This is a genomic window from Photobacterium sp. GB-36, from assembly GCF_003026135.1.
Classification (GTDB): domain Bacteria; phylum Pseudomonadota; class Gammaproteobacteria; order Enterobacterales; family Vibrionaceae; genus Photobacterium.
The window spans coordinates 1-17846 of record NZ_PYNY01000043.1 but is presented as its reverse complement, the minus strand read 5'-3'; the positions used below and the strand labels follow the sequence as shown (position 1 = coordinate 17846).

Genomic DNA, 17846 nt, shown 5'->3' with positions numbered 1-17846 from the left:
CGAATTTGCTTGGCGACCATAGCGTTATGGACCCACCTGATCCCATGCCGAACTCAGTAGTGAAACGTAATAGCGCCGATGGTAGTGTGGGGTCTCCCCATGTGAGAGTAGGACATCGCCAGGCTTCTAATTCGTTTTCACTTTTACAAAAAGTGAAGACAAAAAGTTAAGATATTCGTTTTGAACTACGGATATCGGATAAAACGAAAGTTTTATCTCCGTGTGGAGCGGTAGTTCAGTTGGTTAGAATACCGGCCTGTCACGCCGGGGGTCGCGGGTTCGAGTCCCGTCCGCTCCGCCACTTTATTTAGACACAGTTAAGTCTTTAAAATAACTACAGGGGTGTAGCTCCAATTGGCAGAGCAGCGGATTCCAAATCCGCGTGTTGGGAGTTCGAATCTCTCCACCCCTGCCATATTCAAGAAAGCCTCGTCAGAAATGACGGGGCTTTTTTACGTCTGTATGATTGTAAATTCCCACATAAAGAAAGCCCCACGATAAAGTGAGGCTTAATATGATGATCATTGATAGTGATAAAAGTGACGTAGCCAACGTTCAGCTATCATTATTTCGTCATCTTCACATAATGATTGGATACCTGGTTTAAATTGCGTGGCATCTTTAATGAGCTGTAATCCTGCAAGCATATGAGCCGCTTCAAATAAATACAGAGTTGGATCGCCCATCCCTGTTTTAAAAGGCGTATTTGCTGATTCCCCCCCCGCAAAGAGATACACGCTGTACCCATGACGTGTTTTATATTCTTTGGTTAAATTATTGGTTTTCACTTCGGTGAGTACACCTTGTTGTAATAAATCAGGCAAATGAAGTTCATCATCAGCAGAGGTAACTGTGCTGATAAACATTGGTTGTGAAAGTGCATCAATCATCTCAGGTGTAATTGATTGATTGCCTGTGCAACAAAACAGCATATTACAATGTTCGACTAAATATTTGATTGAGCAAGCTTGAATACCATCACGAGGAAACTGAGTTAACCTTCTTGGGTCGATATCAGTAACATGAATATTGGTAATACCTTTAGCTTTAAGGTGCTTTATCACACCACGCCCTAAATTTCCTGCACCGATCACGCCTGCTTTTAGAAAGCCTGAATTATTGATTTTAAGGCCAAATTCTTCTCGTAATATTTGATCGGAATAGTGAACAATACATTCAGAAGCTTCAAAATCTGCTGGCGCTTTGATACTCAGATGGGAAACCGTAACAAGAGGCTTTGAAATTGATTTATTAAGATATTTTTGTAAGCCATTCGCGGTTAACTCAGTAATACCAATGCATTGTTCTTTGAAGGTGTCGCAAATATGTGTAATAGAGGACGAGAAATATCCACCGTGATCAAGAATAAGGAAAGGAGTGTCAGGAGTAATATGTTGGCGGATAAACATCTCACAATACTCAATATTTTTTAAATGAGCTTTATTATTGTGAGTCGAAACAACATGACAACGTGGGATTTTCTTTATCGTTGCGAGAAGTTCTGGGTTTGCGCCTACAGTGGCATCTTTGGGAATGAATATAAGTTTGTCTGCGAGCTCGGCAAGAACGTTAATATAGGGTAAAGAGCCTTCATAGCAATGCATGACAGAAAAAATCACAAGATTATTAGGGAGAACATATTCTTGTGAGAGTTTTTTTAGAAATTGATAACCATGATCAGCATAAAAATCAGCACAATATGAATGCGTTAATATTGGACTAGGCACTACTGTTGTTCCTTGAAAAATGCACTAATAAAACGAGCTAAAGTAAGTTATCTACATAGCTATCATTAAAAAGCTGTAGTAAAGCATGCAATAGAGGCTCTTGCTCACGGGATTGTTTACAACATAAACCTAAACTCATCGGCTCTATTGATTCTGTGTTAAACCGTTGTACTTTATCACTAACAGGACTGTTGTTAATAACAACATCGGGCGCTATGCCTACACCACAGCCAAGCGCAACCATACTAACAATGGCTTCATGGCCTGATATTTGGGCATAAATAGAGGGTGTTATTTTCTTTTTCTTGAACCATTTATCAGCACGGGTTCGCGCAGGTCCAGATTCTGGCAGTATAAAAGATAAAGATTTCCAATCTGGATCATAAGTTAAGCTTTTTTGTAATGTAGGTGATGAGATTAATGGCCCAATCAACGACATCTGGATTTGATCAACTTCGATGTAAGTTAATTTAGACGGTAGGATGTCTGGTTTAGCAGCAATAGCGATGTCGACATCACCGGATAGGACTTTCTCTATTGCGAGGGCAGGATCCCCTGTTTGAAGTTGAATTTCGATATGGGGATAAATGACGCGAAACTTATTTAAGATATTAGGAAGGTGGCTATAGCTTGCCGTCACCGAACAGAAGAGGGTTAATTTCCCTTGTAGCTGAGAATGATCTTCCTGTAATTCACTTTTTAATTCGAACCAATTACTCACAATTAAAGATGCGACGGGAAGCAATTTCTTTCCAGCTAGCGTTAATTCAACACTACGATTATCACGCATAAATAAGGTTTGGCTTAACTCCTCTTCGAGACGCTGAATAACGCGACTTAATGCCGAAGGGCTGATATGCATGGCTTGTGCTGTTTGGCTAAAGTTATGGGACTCACAAAGGTGAATAAATAGTTGCAGATTTTTAATATTCATCATCCATGTTGCACAATTTGCAATTAGTTGTTGTGAATATAGCACTTTGCGCAACAAATTACCTGATCTACTATCAGGTTATTCGACAATAATATGTCGACTAAAGGATTTATTTTTTCACGGAGTTTGTTGTTATGGCTAATTATTTTAATACCCTGAACCTACGTCAGCAGTTAGATCAACTAGGTCGTTGTCGTTTTATGGATCGTGCGGAATTCGCAACAGAAGCTGATTACCTTAAAGGTAAGAAAGTGGTGATTGTTGGTTGTGGTGCGCAAGGTCTAAACCAAGGCCTAAACATGCGAGACTCAGGTCTAGATGTCTCTTATGCGCTACGCCAAGCGGCGATTGATGAGCAACGTCAATCATTTAAGAATGCAAAAGAAAATGGGTTTGAAGTAGGTAGCTACGAGCAACTGATCCCACAAGCTGATTTAGTGGTAAACCTAACACCTGATAAGCAGCACACGAATGTGGTTGAAACGGTTATGCCATTAATGAAGCAAGGTGCATCTCTTGGTTACTCACACGGTTTCAACATCGTTGAAGAGGGCATGCAAATTCGTAAAGACTTAACCGTTGTTATGGTTGCACCTAAGTGTCCAGGTACAGAAGTTCGTGAAGAATATAAGCGTGGTTTCGGTGTGCCAACACTGATTGCCGTTCACCCAGAAAATGACCCACAAGGTGATGGTCTTGAGATTGCTAAAGCATGGGCGGCAGCAACAGGTGGTCACCGTGCGGGCGTACTTGAGTCATCATTTGTCGCTGAAGTAAAATCTGATCTAATGGGTGAGCAGACGATCCTGTGTGGCATGCTACAAGCAGGCTCTATTGTTTGTTACGAGAAGATGATTGCTGATGGCATCGCACCAGAATACGCAGGTAAACTTCTGCAGTACGGTTGGGAAACTATCACTGAAGCACTGAAGTTTGGTGGTGTATCTCATATGATGGATCGTCTATCAAACCCAGCTAAAGTAAAAGCGTTTGACCTATCGGAAGAGCTAAAAGATCTGATGCGTCCACTTTATAACAAGCACATGGATGACATTATCTCTGGTCACTTCTCTAGCACTATGATGGCTGACTGGGCGAACGATGATGCTGATCTTCTTGGCTGGCGTGGTGAGACCGCTGAAACGCAATTTGAAAACTACCCATCTTCTGATATTCAAATTAGTGAGCAAGAGTACTTTGATAACGGCATCTTGATGGTTGCTATGGTACGTGCAGGTGTTGAGCTGGCATTTGAAGCAATGACGGCATCAGGCATCATTGATGAGTCAGCATACTACGAGTCGCTACACGAACTACCACTTATCGCGAATACTATTGCACGTAAGCGTTTATATGAAATGAACGTAGTGATCTCTGATACCGCAGAATACGGTAACTACCTATTTGCAAACGTGGCAACACCTCTACTTCGTGAGCAGTTCATGCCAAAAGTAGCGACGGATGTGATTGGTAAAGGACTAGGTGAGACATCTAACTTTGCTGATAACCAGAAGTTAATTGAAGTGAATGAAGCGCTGCGTAATCACCCAGTAGAAGTGATTGGTAAAGAGCTACGTGGTTACATGAAAGACATGAAGCAAATTGCTGTTGGCGGTTAATTTTAGCGTTGATTAAATAGAAAAAAGCCCGGTTTATACCGGGCTTTTTAATGTCGGAATTTTCAAATTAAGCGTTATCGCTTTTCGCTTCAGCATCAAGTTTTGCTTCAAGCTCTGCCATTTTTTGCTCAAGTTCATTAAGCTTCTGTCGAGTACGAAGGAGAACCTGAGTTTGCACATCAAATTCTTCACGGTTCACGACATCTAGTTTACCCAATTGCGCTTGGATCACTTGTCGTACTTTTTGCTCAACGTCATTGCCGAGCTCTTTTACTGGCTGTGGCATTGCGTCTTGAATTTGCTTAGCTACTTGCTCAAGCTTCTTTGGATCAAACATGATTCGCTTACTCCGTTGCGAGAATCGTTATTCTTCTATTGTAATCGTCGTACTAGCTAAAATAAAAGGGCGCGGAAGTTCCAGCGCCCTTTTTCATTTATTTATTACTTAGAAATGGCTATCTGTTGCATCGTCATCTTCAACGAATACAGGTAGCGGTTTGTGTTCGCTTGCGAGGAATGTATAGATAACTGGCAGAACAAACAAGGTAAACAATGTACCGATAGAAAGACCGGCCACGATAACGATACCAATACTAAAGCGAGAGGCTGCACCTGCGCCTGATGCGTAAAGTAGTGGAACCAAGCCTGCAATCATCGCACATGTTGTCATTAGGATTGGACGAAGACGTATCTTCGCGGCTTCCATGACCGCTTCTAAGCGATTCTTACCATGGTATAACTGTTCTTCTTTTGCTACTTCACAGATCAAGATGCCGTGTTTGGTTATCAAACCTATCAAGGTTATCAAACCGATTTGTGAGTAGATATTCAAGGTCGTCGCTCCCCATGCCAGTGCGATTAACGCACCACAAATAGCAAGTGGAACTGACACAAGAATAACCAGCGGATCGCGAAGTGATTCAAATTGAATCGCAAGTACTAGGAAGATAACAGCCAATGCTAAACCGAAGGTTGCGTATAGTGCATTACCTTCTGTTACGTACTGACGGCTCTCACCAAGGTAGTTGTAGCTATAACCTTTAGGGAGAACTTTCGCTGCTTCTGTATTTAACCAACTTACCGCTTCACCAATGGATGTGCCAGGGGCTAATACGCCACTGATGGTTGCTGCGTTTTGCTGGTTAAAGCTTGGTAACGTTGGTGGGGTTGATTTCACCGTGATGGTTACTAAGCTACCTAGTGGGATCAGATCACCAGTATTGGTTTTCACATAATAGTTGTTTAAATCATTTGGATTGAAACGATTCTTACGCTCAACCTGTGGGATCACCTTGTATGAACGACCTAAGATATCAACACGGTTAATATCACCGCCGGCTAACATGGTACTTAATGTGTTACCGATTGATTGCATCGTCACACCATAAGCGCCTGCTTTGTCTTTGTTGATATTGATTTTCATATCTGCCGAGTCGTACTTCAAGTTAAGATCTGAGTAGACGAACATCGGGTTGTCTTTCACCTTAGTCAGCATATCAGATGCCACTTGGAACAAACTTTTAAAGTTATTCGGCGTGGTGATCACGAACTGCACAGGGAAACCACCGCCAGCACCTGGCAAGCTTGGCATTTGGAACGCAGCCACTGACATTTGAGGAATGTCTTTGATTTTCTTAGCAACCTCATTTGCCACTTCGGCTTGGCTTTGGTCGCGCTCACTCCAAGGTTTCAAGGTCGCTAGACCAAAGGCTTGGTTAGATGCAGGGATACCGGAGAATACCTGTGCATACTCTACGCTCTTTTGATCGGTTAGCACCTTGTTAACTTGGTTCATGGTGTCTTCAATGTAATCCAAGTTTGCGTTTGATGGCGCATTACCTTGGAATACCACCACACCATTATCTTCAGCTGGTGCCAGTTCACTTGGAATGAACTTGAATAAGAACGGTAAGCTCGCAAATGCACAAATTGCAAATACAATCACGACTGAACGCATCTTCATGATGCCACCTAGCATTTTTTCATAGCGTAGGGTGAGGCGATCAAGGAAGCGATGCACTGTTTGTTCAAATTTATTTGGCGCTGCGTTTTCTTTCAGGAAGTGGGCACACATTACCGGCGATAATGTTAGTGCGATGATCCCTGAAATAAATACGGCGCCCGCGAGTGTTAATGCAAACTCTTTAAACAGCGAGCCTGTTAAGCCACCCATTAATGCGATAGGTGCGTATACCGCGCCTAGGGCGATAGTCATCGAAATAACCGGAACGGCAATTTCACGGGTACCAATAATGGCAGCACGGAAAGGGCTTTGTCCCATTTTCATGTGACGCTCAACGTTTTCAAGAACAACGATGGCGTCATCCACCACCAGTCCGATGGCGAGTACCATGGCCAGTAGTGTCATGAGGTTCCAAGAAAAACCAAACATTTGCATCACGAGGGCGACACCAACAAGTGATAGCGGGATCGTGATGATTGGGATCAGTACCGAGCGTAGTGAACCGATAAATAGGGCTATCACCACTAATACAATCACGGCTGCTTCAAGGATGGTTTTAATGACCTCATGAATCGAGTCGTTAATCGCAATCGTTGAATCGTACATCACCGTCATTTTGATGGTGCTTGGCATATTACGTTCAATGGTTGGCAGTAGTTTTAGCACATCGGATGCAATATCAATTGGGTTTGCACTCGGCGCTGCTTGGATAGCGGCGACTACGGCTTCTTGACCATTTGCTGTCGCACGGTAGCTGTCACTGCTTCTTGATAACGTTACTTTAGCAATGTCACCTAAGCGAGTGACTTGACCATCTTTACTAGTAACAACTAACTTTTCTAGTGTTTCAGGACTATTTGATTGCGTGTTAGCGCTGCCGTTATAAAGTACAAAGTCGTTATTAACCTGACCAACAGCAGATTGGTAGTTATTGGCTTTGAGTACTTGAATAACATCGGCAGCTGATAGGTTAAATGCCGCCATCTTTTGTGGATCTAACCAAACACGTAAGGCGTAAGGAACACCACCGTACATATCGACTTTAGACACACCGTTAACGGTAAATAACTGTGGTTTAACCACTCGCTCAATGTAGTCAGTGATTTGACTCGAGTTTAAGCTCTTACTGGTGAAACCTAAGTAAAGCACACCGGTATCACCACCTGTTGATAAGGTGATCGTTGGATCTTGGGTTTCTGTAGGTAGTTGTGAACGTACTGAGTTTACCTTCGCCAAAATGTCAGCCAAGGCTGCATTGGGGTTGGTATTCAGTTTCATTTGTACCGTAATTGTCGACATCCCCAAGGTACTTTGGGCGGTGATGTAGTCAATATTATCGGCTTGGGCAATGGCTTGTTCTAAGGGCTGAGTAATAAAGCCCTGCATCAGATCGGCACTTGCACCGTAGTAAGCTGTGCTTACGGTTACTACGGTGTTGGTCATTTCTGGATACTGTCGAACCTGCATTTTGAAAATCGCCTGAAATCCGAGCAATGCGATCATTAAACTGATCGAAATTGCGAGGACTGGGCGTCTGATAAATATATCAGTAAAGCGCATACTGAGTGTTCTCCAATTACAACAGTGGGGTTACGGCTGGAGCTTTGAGTGCATCATTTTCAACGATATGTACTAGCGTCTTATTACTTAAACGGATTTGACCTGTAGTAACAATTTGCTCGCCAGCTTTAATACCAGAAAGGATTCGCACTTGATTACCATGATTTTGACCTGTGGTTATCACTGTTTGAATTGCACGTAATTTACCGTCTTGTTCTTTTAATACGTATACCGTGTCACCGTATAAGGTGTAAGTAATCGCAGTTTGTGGGACGATAATTTGATCGGGAATGGTTGGTAAGATCACGCGTGCACGAGCAAACATACCGCTACGTAATTTACCGCCACTGTTTGGAATATCTGCTTGAACTTGGATTAGACCTGTCTGGGCATTTACTGCCGGCTCAATCGCTGTGATTTGACCCTTGAAGTTAATATCTTGGTAAGCATCGACATTGATATCTACTTCTTGACCAATTTTGATCTTAGAAATATCTGTTTGAGGAACCGTAAAGCGAAAACGCATGGTACGGGTATCTTCAAGGCGAACAATTTGCGTACCCGGTTGAATGTACTGACCTAAGTAAACATTACGTAAGCCAACTTCACCAGTAAAGGGTGCCACGATATCACGGCGTTGGATTGATTCTTCTAACGATTTGATCTGTGAGACAAGTGCAAGGTAATTAGCTTTTGCTTCATCAAGGTTTGATTTAGATACCGAGCCTTTACGATATAGATCTTGGTAGCGCTTGTAGGTAGCCTCTACTGCCGGTAATTTCGCTTTAGTACTTTCTAGGCTAGAGACTTCTACATTAGAGTTAATTGATACTAACTCTTGACCGGCTTTAACATGCTGACCTGATTCAAATGCAATTTTGCTGATCACACCTGAGGCTTCAGAAGTTAATGTTACACCTTGTACTGGTTCAATAAAACCAATCGCTTGAATGGCTGGATACCAGTTCTCTCCTTTTGTTGTCATCGCCGTAACTGGATAATTGGGCTCTGGCATATTTGCCATGTACTCCGCGATTTTTTTCTGTTTGAACAAGTTGAAACCAATGACGCTCCCGAATAACAGGAGGACAAGAAGTAACACGACTATCCATTTTTTCATTGTAAAGTTTGCTCCGGTTTTACGCTATTAATGCAGAATGATGGCGTCCCACGAAGCATTGATTACTGCTTCAAGTTCGTCATCGTTGATCTGTAAACCACCATTGATTTGACGTCGAGCTAGGTTACAACTCGTCTCAAGGCTCAAAACACTCAGAACCTCGTTATCAATATTTTTAAATAAGCCGCAGGTTTTTCCTTCATTAAACATAGTTGCTACGGAAGAAAATAATTTTTGGCTTAAGTGCTTCTGCTCTTGTCTACTGCGACAAGGCAGATTTTGGAACTGACCCCGAATGATCAATGGGGCATCACCATTTAGTGTCATATGCCATAAATTAAGCCACATGGTGCGATAACGCTGCTTAATTGGCATGGTATCGACAACATTATTACTAATTTGAGCGGCGATATAACTTAAAATATGATCATGTAATTGGTTGAGTAAGTCGTCTTTATCGTTGAAGTAACGATAAATAGTTCCTGCTGCAACATTGGCTTCTTTAGCCACCATTTGCATTGAAAGGCCGTGAAAACCAAATTCAGCAAGTAGCTTTTCTGTCGCTGCCAATATACGTACTTTTTTCTCATTCATAGTGGTAATCATATTTGGGGGTGCAATGAATGAACGCTCGTTCATTATTGTAGATAGTCACCCTTGATACGCAAGTTTTTAATATGGCTTTTGCACAATATTCATTGATTATTCAGTTTAAGTTATATGCTAGGCGAATGGTGGCTTTGAACTTATTTGTTAGATGTTATAGGTGTTGCTATTAGAGGAAGTTAGAGGTAAAAAAACGCACACCCAAAGGCATGCGCTAATTTATTTTTCGGAGGAAGTATTACTCGGCTACTTGCTCTTTATTGTCGGTATTTTTCTTTTTGCCGCGGCTGAAAATACGCTCAACCACCACAAAGAATATTGGAATAAAGAAAATCCCAAGGAATGTCGAACTTAACATACCACCAAGTACTGCAGTACCAATCGCATTCTTACCGCCAGAGCCTACACCAGTACTGATTGCCAATGGCACAACACCGAGACCAAATGCCAGTGATGTCATGATAATCGGGCGCAGACGTACACGAACAGCGTGGAGTGTTGCTTCAACCAGTCCAGCGCCTTTTTCGTAGTACTCCTTAGCAAATTCGACAATCAAGATGGCGTTCTTAGTTGCCAAGCCAACTGTGGTTAATAGACCTACTTGGAAGAACACGTCATTTGGCATACCACGAGCGTTCATGGCCAGTAGTGCACCGATGATCCCAAGTGGCACGACTAATACCACGGCAAAAGGAACAGACCAGCTTTCATACAAGGCTGCAAGTACTAAGAATACAACTAAGATAGATAACGCATACAGCATAGGTGCTTGGTTACCTGATAGACGCTCTTCATAGGATAAGCCATTCCACTCAACACCGAAGCCTGGTGGTAATTGTTTCACCATCTCTTCAATATCAAGCATTGCCTGACCTGTACTGTAACCTGCAACTACGCTGCCCTGAATGTTGACCGCAGGTGTCGCATTGAAACGCTCAAGTCGAGGTGATGCGTATTTCCATTCACCCGTCGCAAATGCGGAGAATGGCACCATTTCACCTTTGTTGTTACGGACATACCAGGTATCTAAATCCGTTGGTTTCATACGATATTGTGCATCACCTTGTACGAACACTTTTTTCACACGTCCGCGGTCGATGAAGTCATTCACATACGAACTACCCCAAGCGGTACCCAATACTTGATTCACCGATTGAATATCAATGCCGAGAGCACGAATTTTGGCTTGATCAATATTGATTTGGTACATCGGTGCATCTTCTTGTCCGTTAGGACGAACCCCAATAAGGTTTGGATTTTGTGCCGCTAGAGCTAATAGCTGGTTACGCGCCGCGATCAGTTTATCGTGTCCTTGGCCGCTTCTATCTTGGAGATAGAAGTCAAAACCACTGGCAGTACCCAATTCAATCACCGCTGGTGGTGCAAATGAAAATACCAATGCATTTTTGATTTGATGGAAGTAAGCCATTGAACGATTAACGATAGATTTTACATCCATTCCTGGTAACTGACGATCTGACCAATCTTTTAATCCAACAAAGGCCATACCCATGTTTTGACCACTACCGGCAAAACTAAAGCCTGACACACTAAACACACTAGCGACGCTATCTTTTTCTTGAGTTAGGTAGTAATCAGAGACTTTATCCATCACCTCTTGGGTTTGTTCTTGGGTCGAGTTAACTGGCAAAATAGCCTGACTAAACAAGATACCCTGATCTTCATCAGGTAAGAACGAGGTTGGCATACGCATGAAGATCCAACCGACAGCAACGGTTAGGCCAAGGAAGATAAACATCACGCGAATAGAGCGCTTGATCATCGCCGCAACACTTGATTCATAGCGCTTGGTTAAGTTATCAAAGGTGCGGTTAAACCAACCAAAGAAGCCTTTCTTCTCTCCGTGCTCTACCGGTTTTAGCATGGTTGCACACAAGGCAGGGGTCAAAATCACGGCCACCAAGACTGAGAGTGCCATGGCGGTAACAATGGTTATTGAGAACTGACGGTAAATAACCCCTGTTGAGCCTGACATAAATGCCATAGGAACAAATACAGCAGAGAGGGTTAAGGCAATACCGACCAGTGCGCCCGTGATCTGATCCATCGACTTACGTGTTGCTTCAACGGCATTTAAGCCTTCTTCATGCATCACACGTTCAACGTTTTCTACCACCACGATAGCATCATCAACCAGCAAGCCGATGGCAAGCACCATCGCGAACATGGTTAAAGTATTGATGGAGTATCCCGCCAGAGACAGCACCGCAAAGGTACCTAATAGTACAACGGGAACCGCAATAGTTGGGATCAAGGTTGCACGGAAGTTCTGTAAGAACAGGTACATGATGATAAACACCAGTGCCACCGCCTCAAACAGTGTATGAACAACCCCTTCAATCGATTTTTCAACGAATGGCGTAGTATCGTACGGGTAAACCGCGGTTAAACCTTCAGGAAAGAAAGGTTTTAGCTCTTCAACTTTCGCTTTTACCGCTTCTGCTGTCGCAAGTGCATTAGCCCCTGTAGCGAGTTTTATACCTAAACCACTAGCAGGTTTTCCGTTGTAAAGTACTTGAACAGAATAACTTTCAGCCCCTAATTCAACTCGTGCAACATCACTAAGGTGGACTGTTGCGCCAGAAGAGTCAGATTTAACAATAATGTTTTTAAATTCTTCTGGTGTTTGTAAGCGGCTTTGTGCGGAAACTGTCGCGTTAAGCTCTTGGCCTGGCAGAGAAGGAGATGCACCAAGTTGACCTGCCGAGATCTGTGCATTCTGCTCTTTAATTGCCGAAATAACATCAATACTGGTAAGGTTATATTTGGTCAGTTTTAAAGGATCTAGCCAGATACGCATCGCATATTGTGCACCGAAAGTGGTGATTTCACCCACACCCGGAACACGACTCATAGGATCGGCAACATTCGAACTGATATAGTCCGAAATATCGTTTTTATCCATTGAGCCATCTTCAGAATAGAAACCAACAACCATCAAGAATGATGAGCTTGCTTTGTTTACCTTCACACCTTGTTGTTGCACTTCCATTGGTAACAGAGGAAGGGCTGATTGCAGTTTGTTCTGCACCTGTACCTGAGCGATATCAGGATCCGCTTCAGCATTAAAGGTGAGGGTAATTTGAGTATTACCAAAGCTATCACTGGTGGAGGATAAATAGCGCAGGTTATCGATACCTGTCATACGTTGTTCGATAACCTGAGTAACGGTATCTTCCATAGTTTTTGCGTTTGCGCCAGGGTAGCTAGCGCTGATCACCACCGTAGGTGGTGCAATACTCGGATACTGCGACACTGGCAATTTGAGAATTGACAGTACCCCCGCAAGCATCACGATAATTGCGATCACCCAAGCAAAAATAGGGCGATCGATAAAGAAACGAGCCATATCTTATCTCTACTTTTGTGGTTGTGTGTTATCGGCTATGGTCGGTTGAACCAAAGCACCTGGGCGAACTTTTTGTAAGCCATCAACAATGACTTGGTCACCATCTTTTAAGCCTTTGGTGATACGCCATTGGTTATCAATCACTTGTGCTGTAGTTACAAGGCGAGATTCCACTTTGTTTTCGGCATTAACAACCATGACCGTTGCTTCGCCTTTACTATTACGGGTAACGGCTTTTTGTGGAACCATGATAGCTTTAGGATCGGTACCTGTGTTTAGCACTGCGCGAACATACATACCCGGAAGTAAGATACCGTCTGGATTTGGGAATTCAGCGCGTAATGTGACAGAGCCTGTATTAGGATCAACGTTGACTTCAGAAAACTGTAATACGCCGTGATGAGGATAAACCGAACCATCTTCTAGGATAAGTTCAACATCAGCATTCTGGCTAGCTTGGAGTTCACCTTGCTTTAATGCCGCTTTTAAACGGAGTAATTGCGCACTAGATTGAGCAATATCGACATTAATGGGATCTAACTGCTGAATAGTTGCAAGTACTTGAGCTTGCCCTGCATTAACTAATGCGCCAGGAGTTACAGAAGATTGACCAATACGACCTGAAATTGGGGCTTTAACTTTGGTATAATCCAAATTGATTTTGGCTGTATTGACGTTTGCTTTTGCTACTTCAAGTCCTGCGATAGCAACTTTATAGGCAGCTTGGTTATCATCGTTAGTTTGTTTGCTGAAAGCACCGCGTTCTACTAGCTTTTTACTACGAATAGCTAATGCTTTTGCTGATTCTAACGTTGCTTGTGCCTTGGCAAGTTCTGCTTTAGCACTTAAGTAAGCGGCATTATAAGTTGCAGAGTCAATGTTATAGAGTGATTGGCCTTTCTTTACATCACTACCTTCGGTAAAACCACGGTTTGTGATAATGCCAGAAACTTGAGGACGAACTTCTGCTTCTAAATAAGCTTTGCTTCGACCGGGTAATTCCACGCGGATTTCTTGTGGGTGAGATGTAATGGCAATAGTACCGACGGGGATACTTTTTGCTGCTTGTTGCGCAGTATTTTCTGCCGCATTCTGATCACAAGCTGTTACCCATAGTGCCATACTGACAACCATGGCCATTTTTGCGATTTTCCGCATGAAATCTCCTAATTTTAAGCAATATAACCGAGCGTAAATATCCAAATATATGGATTTACAATAGAGTAACCACTATTTACCATTTTGTAACCTATGATAACCGTTTAAACACAGAACGGTTATTTTTGGCATAAAATAGAGTTTCTACCATGGAGTCACGTAGAAATTACTATTTATACCTTTAGGGGATTGTTAATCATTACGTATGATTTTTTGTGATTGGTCTGAGTTTTAGTATTTGCTATATGAATAAAACTCAAGTTTAAAGTGAATGTATATGCACCTTTTTAAACGAGCGTCAGGATAACGAATGAAACTGAACCCAAGGCAAACAGAAGCAGTAAAATACGTTTCTGGGCCATGCTTAGTACTTGCTGGTGCAGGCTCTGGTAAAACCCGTGTGATCACTAATAAAATTGCTTATTTAGTACAGCAGTGTGATTACAAAGCACGCAATATTGCCGCGTTGACTTTTACTAATAAAGCGGCACGTGAAATGAAAGAGCGTGTAGGGCAAACATTGGGACGTCAAGAATCGAAAGGGTTGATGGTTTCTACCTTTCATACTTTAGGTTTGAATATCATTCGTCGTGAATATAAGCATTTAGGTTTAAAAGCCAGTTTTTCACTGTTTGATGATCAAGACCAAATGGCGCTTCTCAAAGAGCTCACCGAAGATGAGCTTGAAGGCGATAAAGATTTATTAAAGCAATTAATGTCCTCTATTTCTAATTGGAAAAATGACATGTTATCGCCAGCCGATGCGGCAGCACACGCCCGTAGTGAGCGCGATCAATTGTTTGCACATTGCTATGAAATGTACCAGCGTCAAATGAAAGCCTATAACGCATTAGATTTTGATGATTTGATTTTACTGCCTGTTTTGTTGCTGCGAGATAACGCCGAAGTGCGTAAACATTGGCAGAACCGTATTCGTTACTTGCTGGTGGATGAGTATCAAGATACCAATACTAGCCAATACTTATTTGTAAAACTATTGGTAGGTGAGCGTGCGCGCTTTACTGTGGTTGGTGATGACGATCAGTCTATTTACTCATGGCGTGGAGCGCAGCCAGAAAATCTAGGCTTGCTGAATAAAGATTTCCCTAGTTTAAAAGTGATCAAACTCGAGCAAAATTACCGTTCGACCAGCCGTATTTTGCGAACAGCGAATATTTTGATCGCTAATAACCCCCACTTATTTGAAAAAGCCCTTTTCTCTGAGATCCCTGATGGCGCGATGCTTAAAGTGATCACAGCGAAAAATGAAGAGCATGAAGCAGAAAAAGTGATTGGTGAACTCATTGCTCATCGCTTTATGAATAACACCGCTTATAAAGATTATGCGATCTTGTATCGAGGTAACCATCAGTCACGCTTGTTTGAAAAGTCGCTGATGCAAAACCGTATTCCTTATAAAATTTCAGGTGGCACATCATTTTTCTCACGTTCTGAAATCAAAGACATCATGGCGTACTTACGCCTACTGACTAACCTCGATGATGACAACGCATTTTTACGTATCGTCAATACACCACGTCGAGAAATCGGCCCAGTGACACTCGAGAAGCTTGGGACATACGCTAACATGCGTGGCAAAAGCTTGTTTGCCGCGAGTTTTGAGATGGGGTTAGAGCAACACCTATCAGGTCGAGGTTTAGAATCACTGCAACGCTTTACCCATTGGGTTAATCAATTAGCAGATAATGCTGAACGCGGTGATACGGTGGCGGCTGTGCGTCAATTAGTGCGTGATATTCATTACGAAGATTGGCTATACGAAACCTCACCAAGCCCAAAAGCTGCTGAGATGCGAATGAAAAACGTCTCTGATTTATATAGTTGGATCACCGCTGATTTAGAAGGTGATAACTATGATAATGAAGAGAAAACCTTAAAAGAAGTGGTGCAACGTTTAACCCTACGCGACATGATGGAACGAGGGGATGATGATGACGATGCTGATCAAGTACAACTTATGACGTTGCACGCCTCTAAAGGGCTGGAGTTTCCTTATGTGTTCTTAGTGGGGACAGAAGAGGGGATCTTGCCGCACCAAACCAGCATTGATGAAGAAAACGTTGATGAAGAACGTCGCCTTGCATATGTTGGGATCACGCGAGCACAGCGCGAACTAACCTTTACTTTATGTAAAGAGCGTCGTCAGTATGGTGAGCTAATCAAACCTGAGCCAAGTCGATTCTTGTACGAACTACCACAAGATGATTTGGAGTGGGAAAGTGAACGCAAACCTGTTTCTGCTGAAGAGCGGATGAACAAAGGGCAAGCGCATATTGCTAATATTCGCGCGATGTTTAAAAAGTAACCCTACAAAATAGCGGCCATATAAAAAGAGGGTGAGCATTAATAATGCTCACCCTCTTTATTTATGATTGAGAAATCTATGGTTGAGAAAAATTATAAGCCAGCAATCATGTAATTAATTGCGGCAACAATTTCTTCATCACTACAATCCATACAGGCCCCTTTTGCAGGCATAGCATTAAAGCCATTAATAGCATGATCGGCTAACACATCTTTACCTTGGGCAATACGAGCAGACCAATCACCCGCATCGTCTTTTTTTGGTGCACCCATAACACCAGAAGTATGACAAGAAGCACAAAAAGTATTATAAACGGCATCACCATTACGTGGAGCTACTGCGACTTCTACAATAGGGGCTTCACCTTCAAGATGTAATGAACCTACAGGTTTAATGCGTTCAGCAATAGCTTCATCTGTCATGTCGTCAGCAACTGTGGGAGCTGCAATGGTGAATGCGACTACAGCAGCGAATAAAAATTGTCGAAAAGAAAAATCCATGGCGTTCACCTTATACTTCCCAATTGTATTTTTAGTTGTTGTTATCTTTACGCGCAGCTAATGTTGAAATTGAACGGTTAATGTTTTTAAATGATTATATTGTTGCATATTTGTTAGTATATCGGGTTGTGCTGTAGGATCAAACTTGTGCGCTGTATTTGTATGATACGAATCAATAGTTATTTGAGCATAAAATCAGCGAGCGAAAGAAAAATAAAAAAAAACACTTGCCGAGAGGCGTTCTGATCCGTAATATTCACCCCCGTCGATAGGGCAAGGCGCCCGTAGCTCAGCTGGATAGAGCGTTGGCCTCCGGAGCCAAAGGCCGAAGGTTCGAATCCTTTCGGGCGCACCATTTAAATGGTCGTATTGGCGGAAGGTAATACATTGGTGGCTATAGCTCAGTTGGTAGAGTCCCGGATTGTGATTCCGGTTGTCGCGAGTTCAAGCCTCGTTAGCCACCCCATATTATAGAGAGTTGATACGTCAGCTTTCTGGCTTTTTTAAAGCCCGCTTGTTTATTCAAGCACACAGAATTAAGTCGGTGAATAGCGCAGTTTGGTAGCGCATCTGGTTTGGGACCAGAGGGTCGGGGGTTCGAATCCCTCTTCACCGACCACTTATAATGGTGGCTATAGCTCAGTTGGTAGAGTCCCGGATTGTGATTCCGGTTGTCGCGAGTTCAAGTCTCGTTAGCCACCCCATTATTTAGGTTATCTTATTAAGAAGCCTTGGCATTAAAAGCCTAAAACATTGTCGGTGAATAGCGCAGTTTGGTAGCGCATCTGGTTTGGGACCAGAGGGTCGGGGGTTCGAATCCCTCTTCACCGACCACCATTAAGAAAACCGTATCGAAAGATGCGGTTTTTTTTCGCCTATAGAAAAGAAAAAGTCGCTCAGTGTTATTGATTAGAGCGCCAAGGGTCGGGGTTCCCTGATATTAGAACCTTGCTCTTCACCGAC

11 protein-coding genes, 7 tRNA genes and 1 rRNA gene are annotated in these 17846 nt (G+C 42.7%); 10 read left to right on the top strand and 9 right to left on the bottom strand.

Annotation, left to right across the window (positions count from 1 at the left end; genetic code table 11):
• Positions 1-8: 8 nt before the first annotated feature.
• From rrf to C9J46_RS20780, 3 genes are all read left to right on the top strand, one after another.
• Positions 9-124, top strand: a 5S ribosomal RNA gene (rrf, locus tag C9J46_RS20790).
• 100 nt (positions 125-224) lie between these two features.
• Positions 225-301: transfer RNA gene (locus C9J46_RS20785), tRNA-Asp, on the top strand.
• 37 nt (positions 302-338) lie between these two features.
• Positions 339-415 (top strand) — tRNA-Trp (locus C9J46_RS20780).
• A gap of 106 nt (positions 416-521) precedes the next feature.
• Here the strand turns inward: C9J46_RS20780 and C9J46_RS20775 are convergent.
• Together C9J46_RS20775 and ilvY are read right to left on the bottom strand one after the other, a co-directional pair.
• The gene (locus tag C9J46_RS20775) at positions 522-1727 is read right to left on the bottom strand and encodes an NAD(P)-binding domain-containing protein (protein ID WP_107291458.1); all 1206 of its coding nucleotides are present in this window, start codon (positions 1725-1727) and stop codon (positions 522-524) included.
• A 37-nt stretch (positions 1728-1764) separates the two neighbouring features.
• A complete protein-coding gene (ilvY, locus tag C9J46_RS20770; RefSeq protein ID WP_107291457.1) occupies positions 1765-2715 on the bottom strand; it encodes an HTH-type transcriptional activator IlvY in 951 nt (316 codons plus the stop codon).
• A gap of 80 nt (positions 2716-2795) precedes the next feature.
• On the opposite strand from ilvY, the gene ilvC reads away from it, so the two are divergent.
• Positions 2796-4280: a ketol-acid reductoisomerase gene (gene ilvC, locus C9J46_RS20765; RefSeq protein WP_005372215.1), complete on the top strand. Its 1485-nt coding sequence runs from the start codon at positions 2796-2798 to the stop codon at positions 4278-4280.
• A gap of 67 nt (positions 4281-4347) precedes the next feature.
• Here the strand turns inward: ilvC and C9J46_RS20760 are convergent, their stop codons facing one another.
• The 6 genes from C9J46_RS20760 to C9J46_RS20735 form a co-directional block, all read right to left on the bottom strand.
• Positions 4348-4617 (bottom strand): accessory factor UbiK family protein, encoded by a 270-nt coding sequence (locus C9J46_RS20760; RefSeq protein WP_107208548.1) that lies wholly within the window; start codon positions 4615-4617, stop codon positions 4348-4350.
• 108 nt (positions 4618-4725) lie between these two features.
• Positions 4726-7803, bottom strand: a complete 3078-nt coding sequence (locus C9J46_RS20755) for a multidrug efflux RND transporter permease subunit (RefSeq protein ID WP_107291456.1) — start codon at positions 7801-7803, stop codon at positions 4726-4728.
• A 16-nt stretch (positions 7804-7819) separates the two neighbouring features.
• Positions 7820-8923 carry an efflux RND transporter periplasmic adaptor subunit gene (locus C9J46_RS20750; protein ID WP_107208550.1) on the bottom strand — a complete coding sequence of 368 codons (1104 nt, stop codon included), beginning with the start codon at positions 8921-8923 and terminating at the stop codon, positions 7820-7822.
• A gap of 27 nt (positions 8924-8950) precedes the next feature.
• On the bottom strand, positions 8951-9562 hold the full coding sequence (locus C9J46_RS20745) for a TetR/AcrR family transcriptional regulator (RefSeq protein ID WP_107208551.1): 612 nt from the start codon (positions 9560-9562) through the stop codon (positions 8951-8953).
• A 205-nt stretch (positions 9563-9767) separates the two neighbouring features.
• Positions 9768-12899, bottom strand: a complete 3132-nt coding sequence (locus C9J46_RS20740; RefSeq protein WP_107261860.1) for an efflux RND transporter permease subunit — start codon at positions 12897-12899, stop codon at positions 9768-9770.
• Between the two features lie 9 nt (positions 12900-12908).
• Complete coding sequence (locus C9J46_RS20735; protein ID WP_107208553.1) at positions 12909-14057, bottom strand: efflux RND transporter periplasmic adaptor subunit; 1149 nt, start codon at positions 14055-14057, stop codon at positions 12909-12911.
• Positions 14058-14367: 310 nt separating this feature from the next.
• Between C9J46_RS20735 and rep the strand changes: the two genes are divergently transcribed.
• Positions 14368-16383, top strand: coding sequence for a DNA helicase Rep (gene rep / locus C9J46_RS20730; protein WP_107208554.1), 2016 nt, complete (start codon positions 14368-14370; stop codon positions 16381-16383).
• Positions 16384-16475: 92 nt separating this feature from the next.
• On the opposite strand, the gene C9J46_RS20725 is transcribed toward rep, so the two are convergent.
• A complete protein-coding gene (locus C9J46_RS20725; RefSeq protein ID WP_107208555.1) occupies positions 16476-16883 on the bottom strand; it encodes a cytochrome c5 family protein in 408 nt (135 codons plus the stop codon).
• 278 nt (positions 16884-17161) lie between these two features.
• Between C9J46_RS20725 and C9J46_RS20720 the strand changes: the two genes are divergently transcribed.
• The 5 genes from C9J46_RS20720 (at position 17162) to C9J46_RS20700 (ending at position 17717) form a co-directional block, all read left to right on the top strand.
• Positions 17162-17238: transfer RNA gene (locus tag C9J46_RS20720), tRNA-Arg, on the top strand.
• Between the two features lie 35 nt (positions 17239-17273).
• Positions 17274-17349: transfer RNA gene (locus C9J46_RS20715), tRNA-His, on the top strand.
• A 76-nt stretch (positions 17350-17425) separates the two neighbouring features.
• A tRNA-Pro gene (locus tag C9J46_RS20710) sits at positions 17426-17502 on the top strand.
• 9 nt (positions 17503-17511) lie between these two features.
• Positions 17512-17587, top strand: a tRNA-His gene (locus C9J46_RS20705).
• A 53-nt stretch (positions 17588-17640) separates the two neighbouring features.
• Positions 17641-17717: transfer RNA gene (locus tag C9J46_RS20700), tRNA-Pro, on the top strand.
• The last annotated feature ends 129 nt before the right edge of the window (positions 17718-17846 follow it).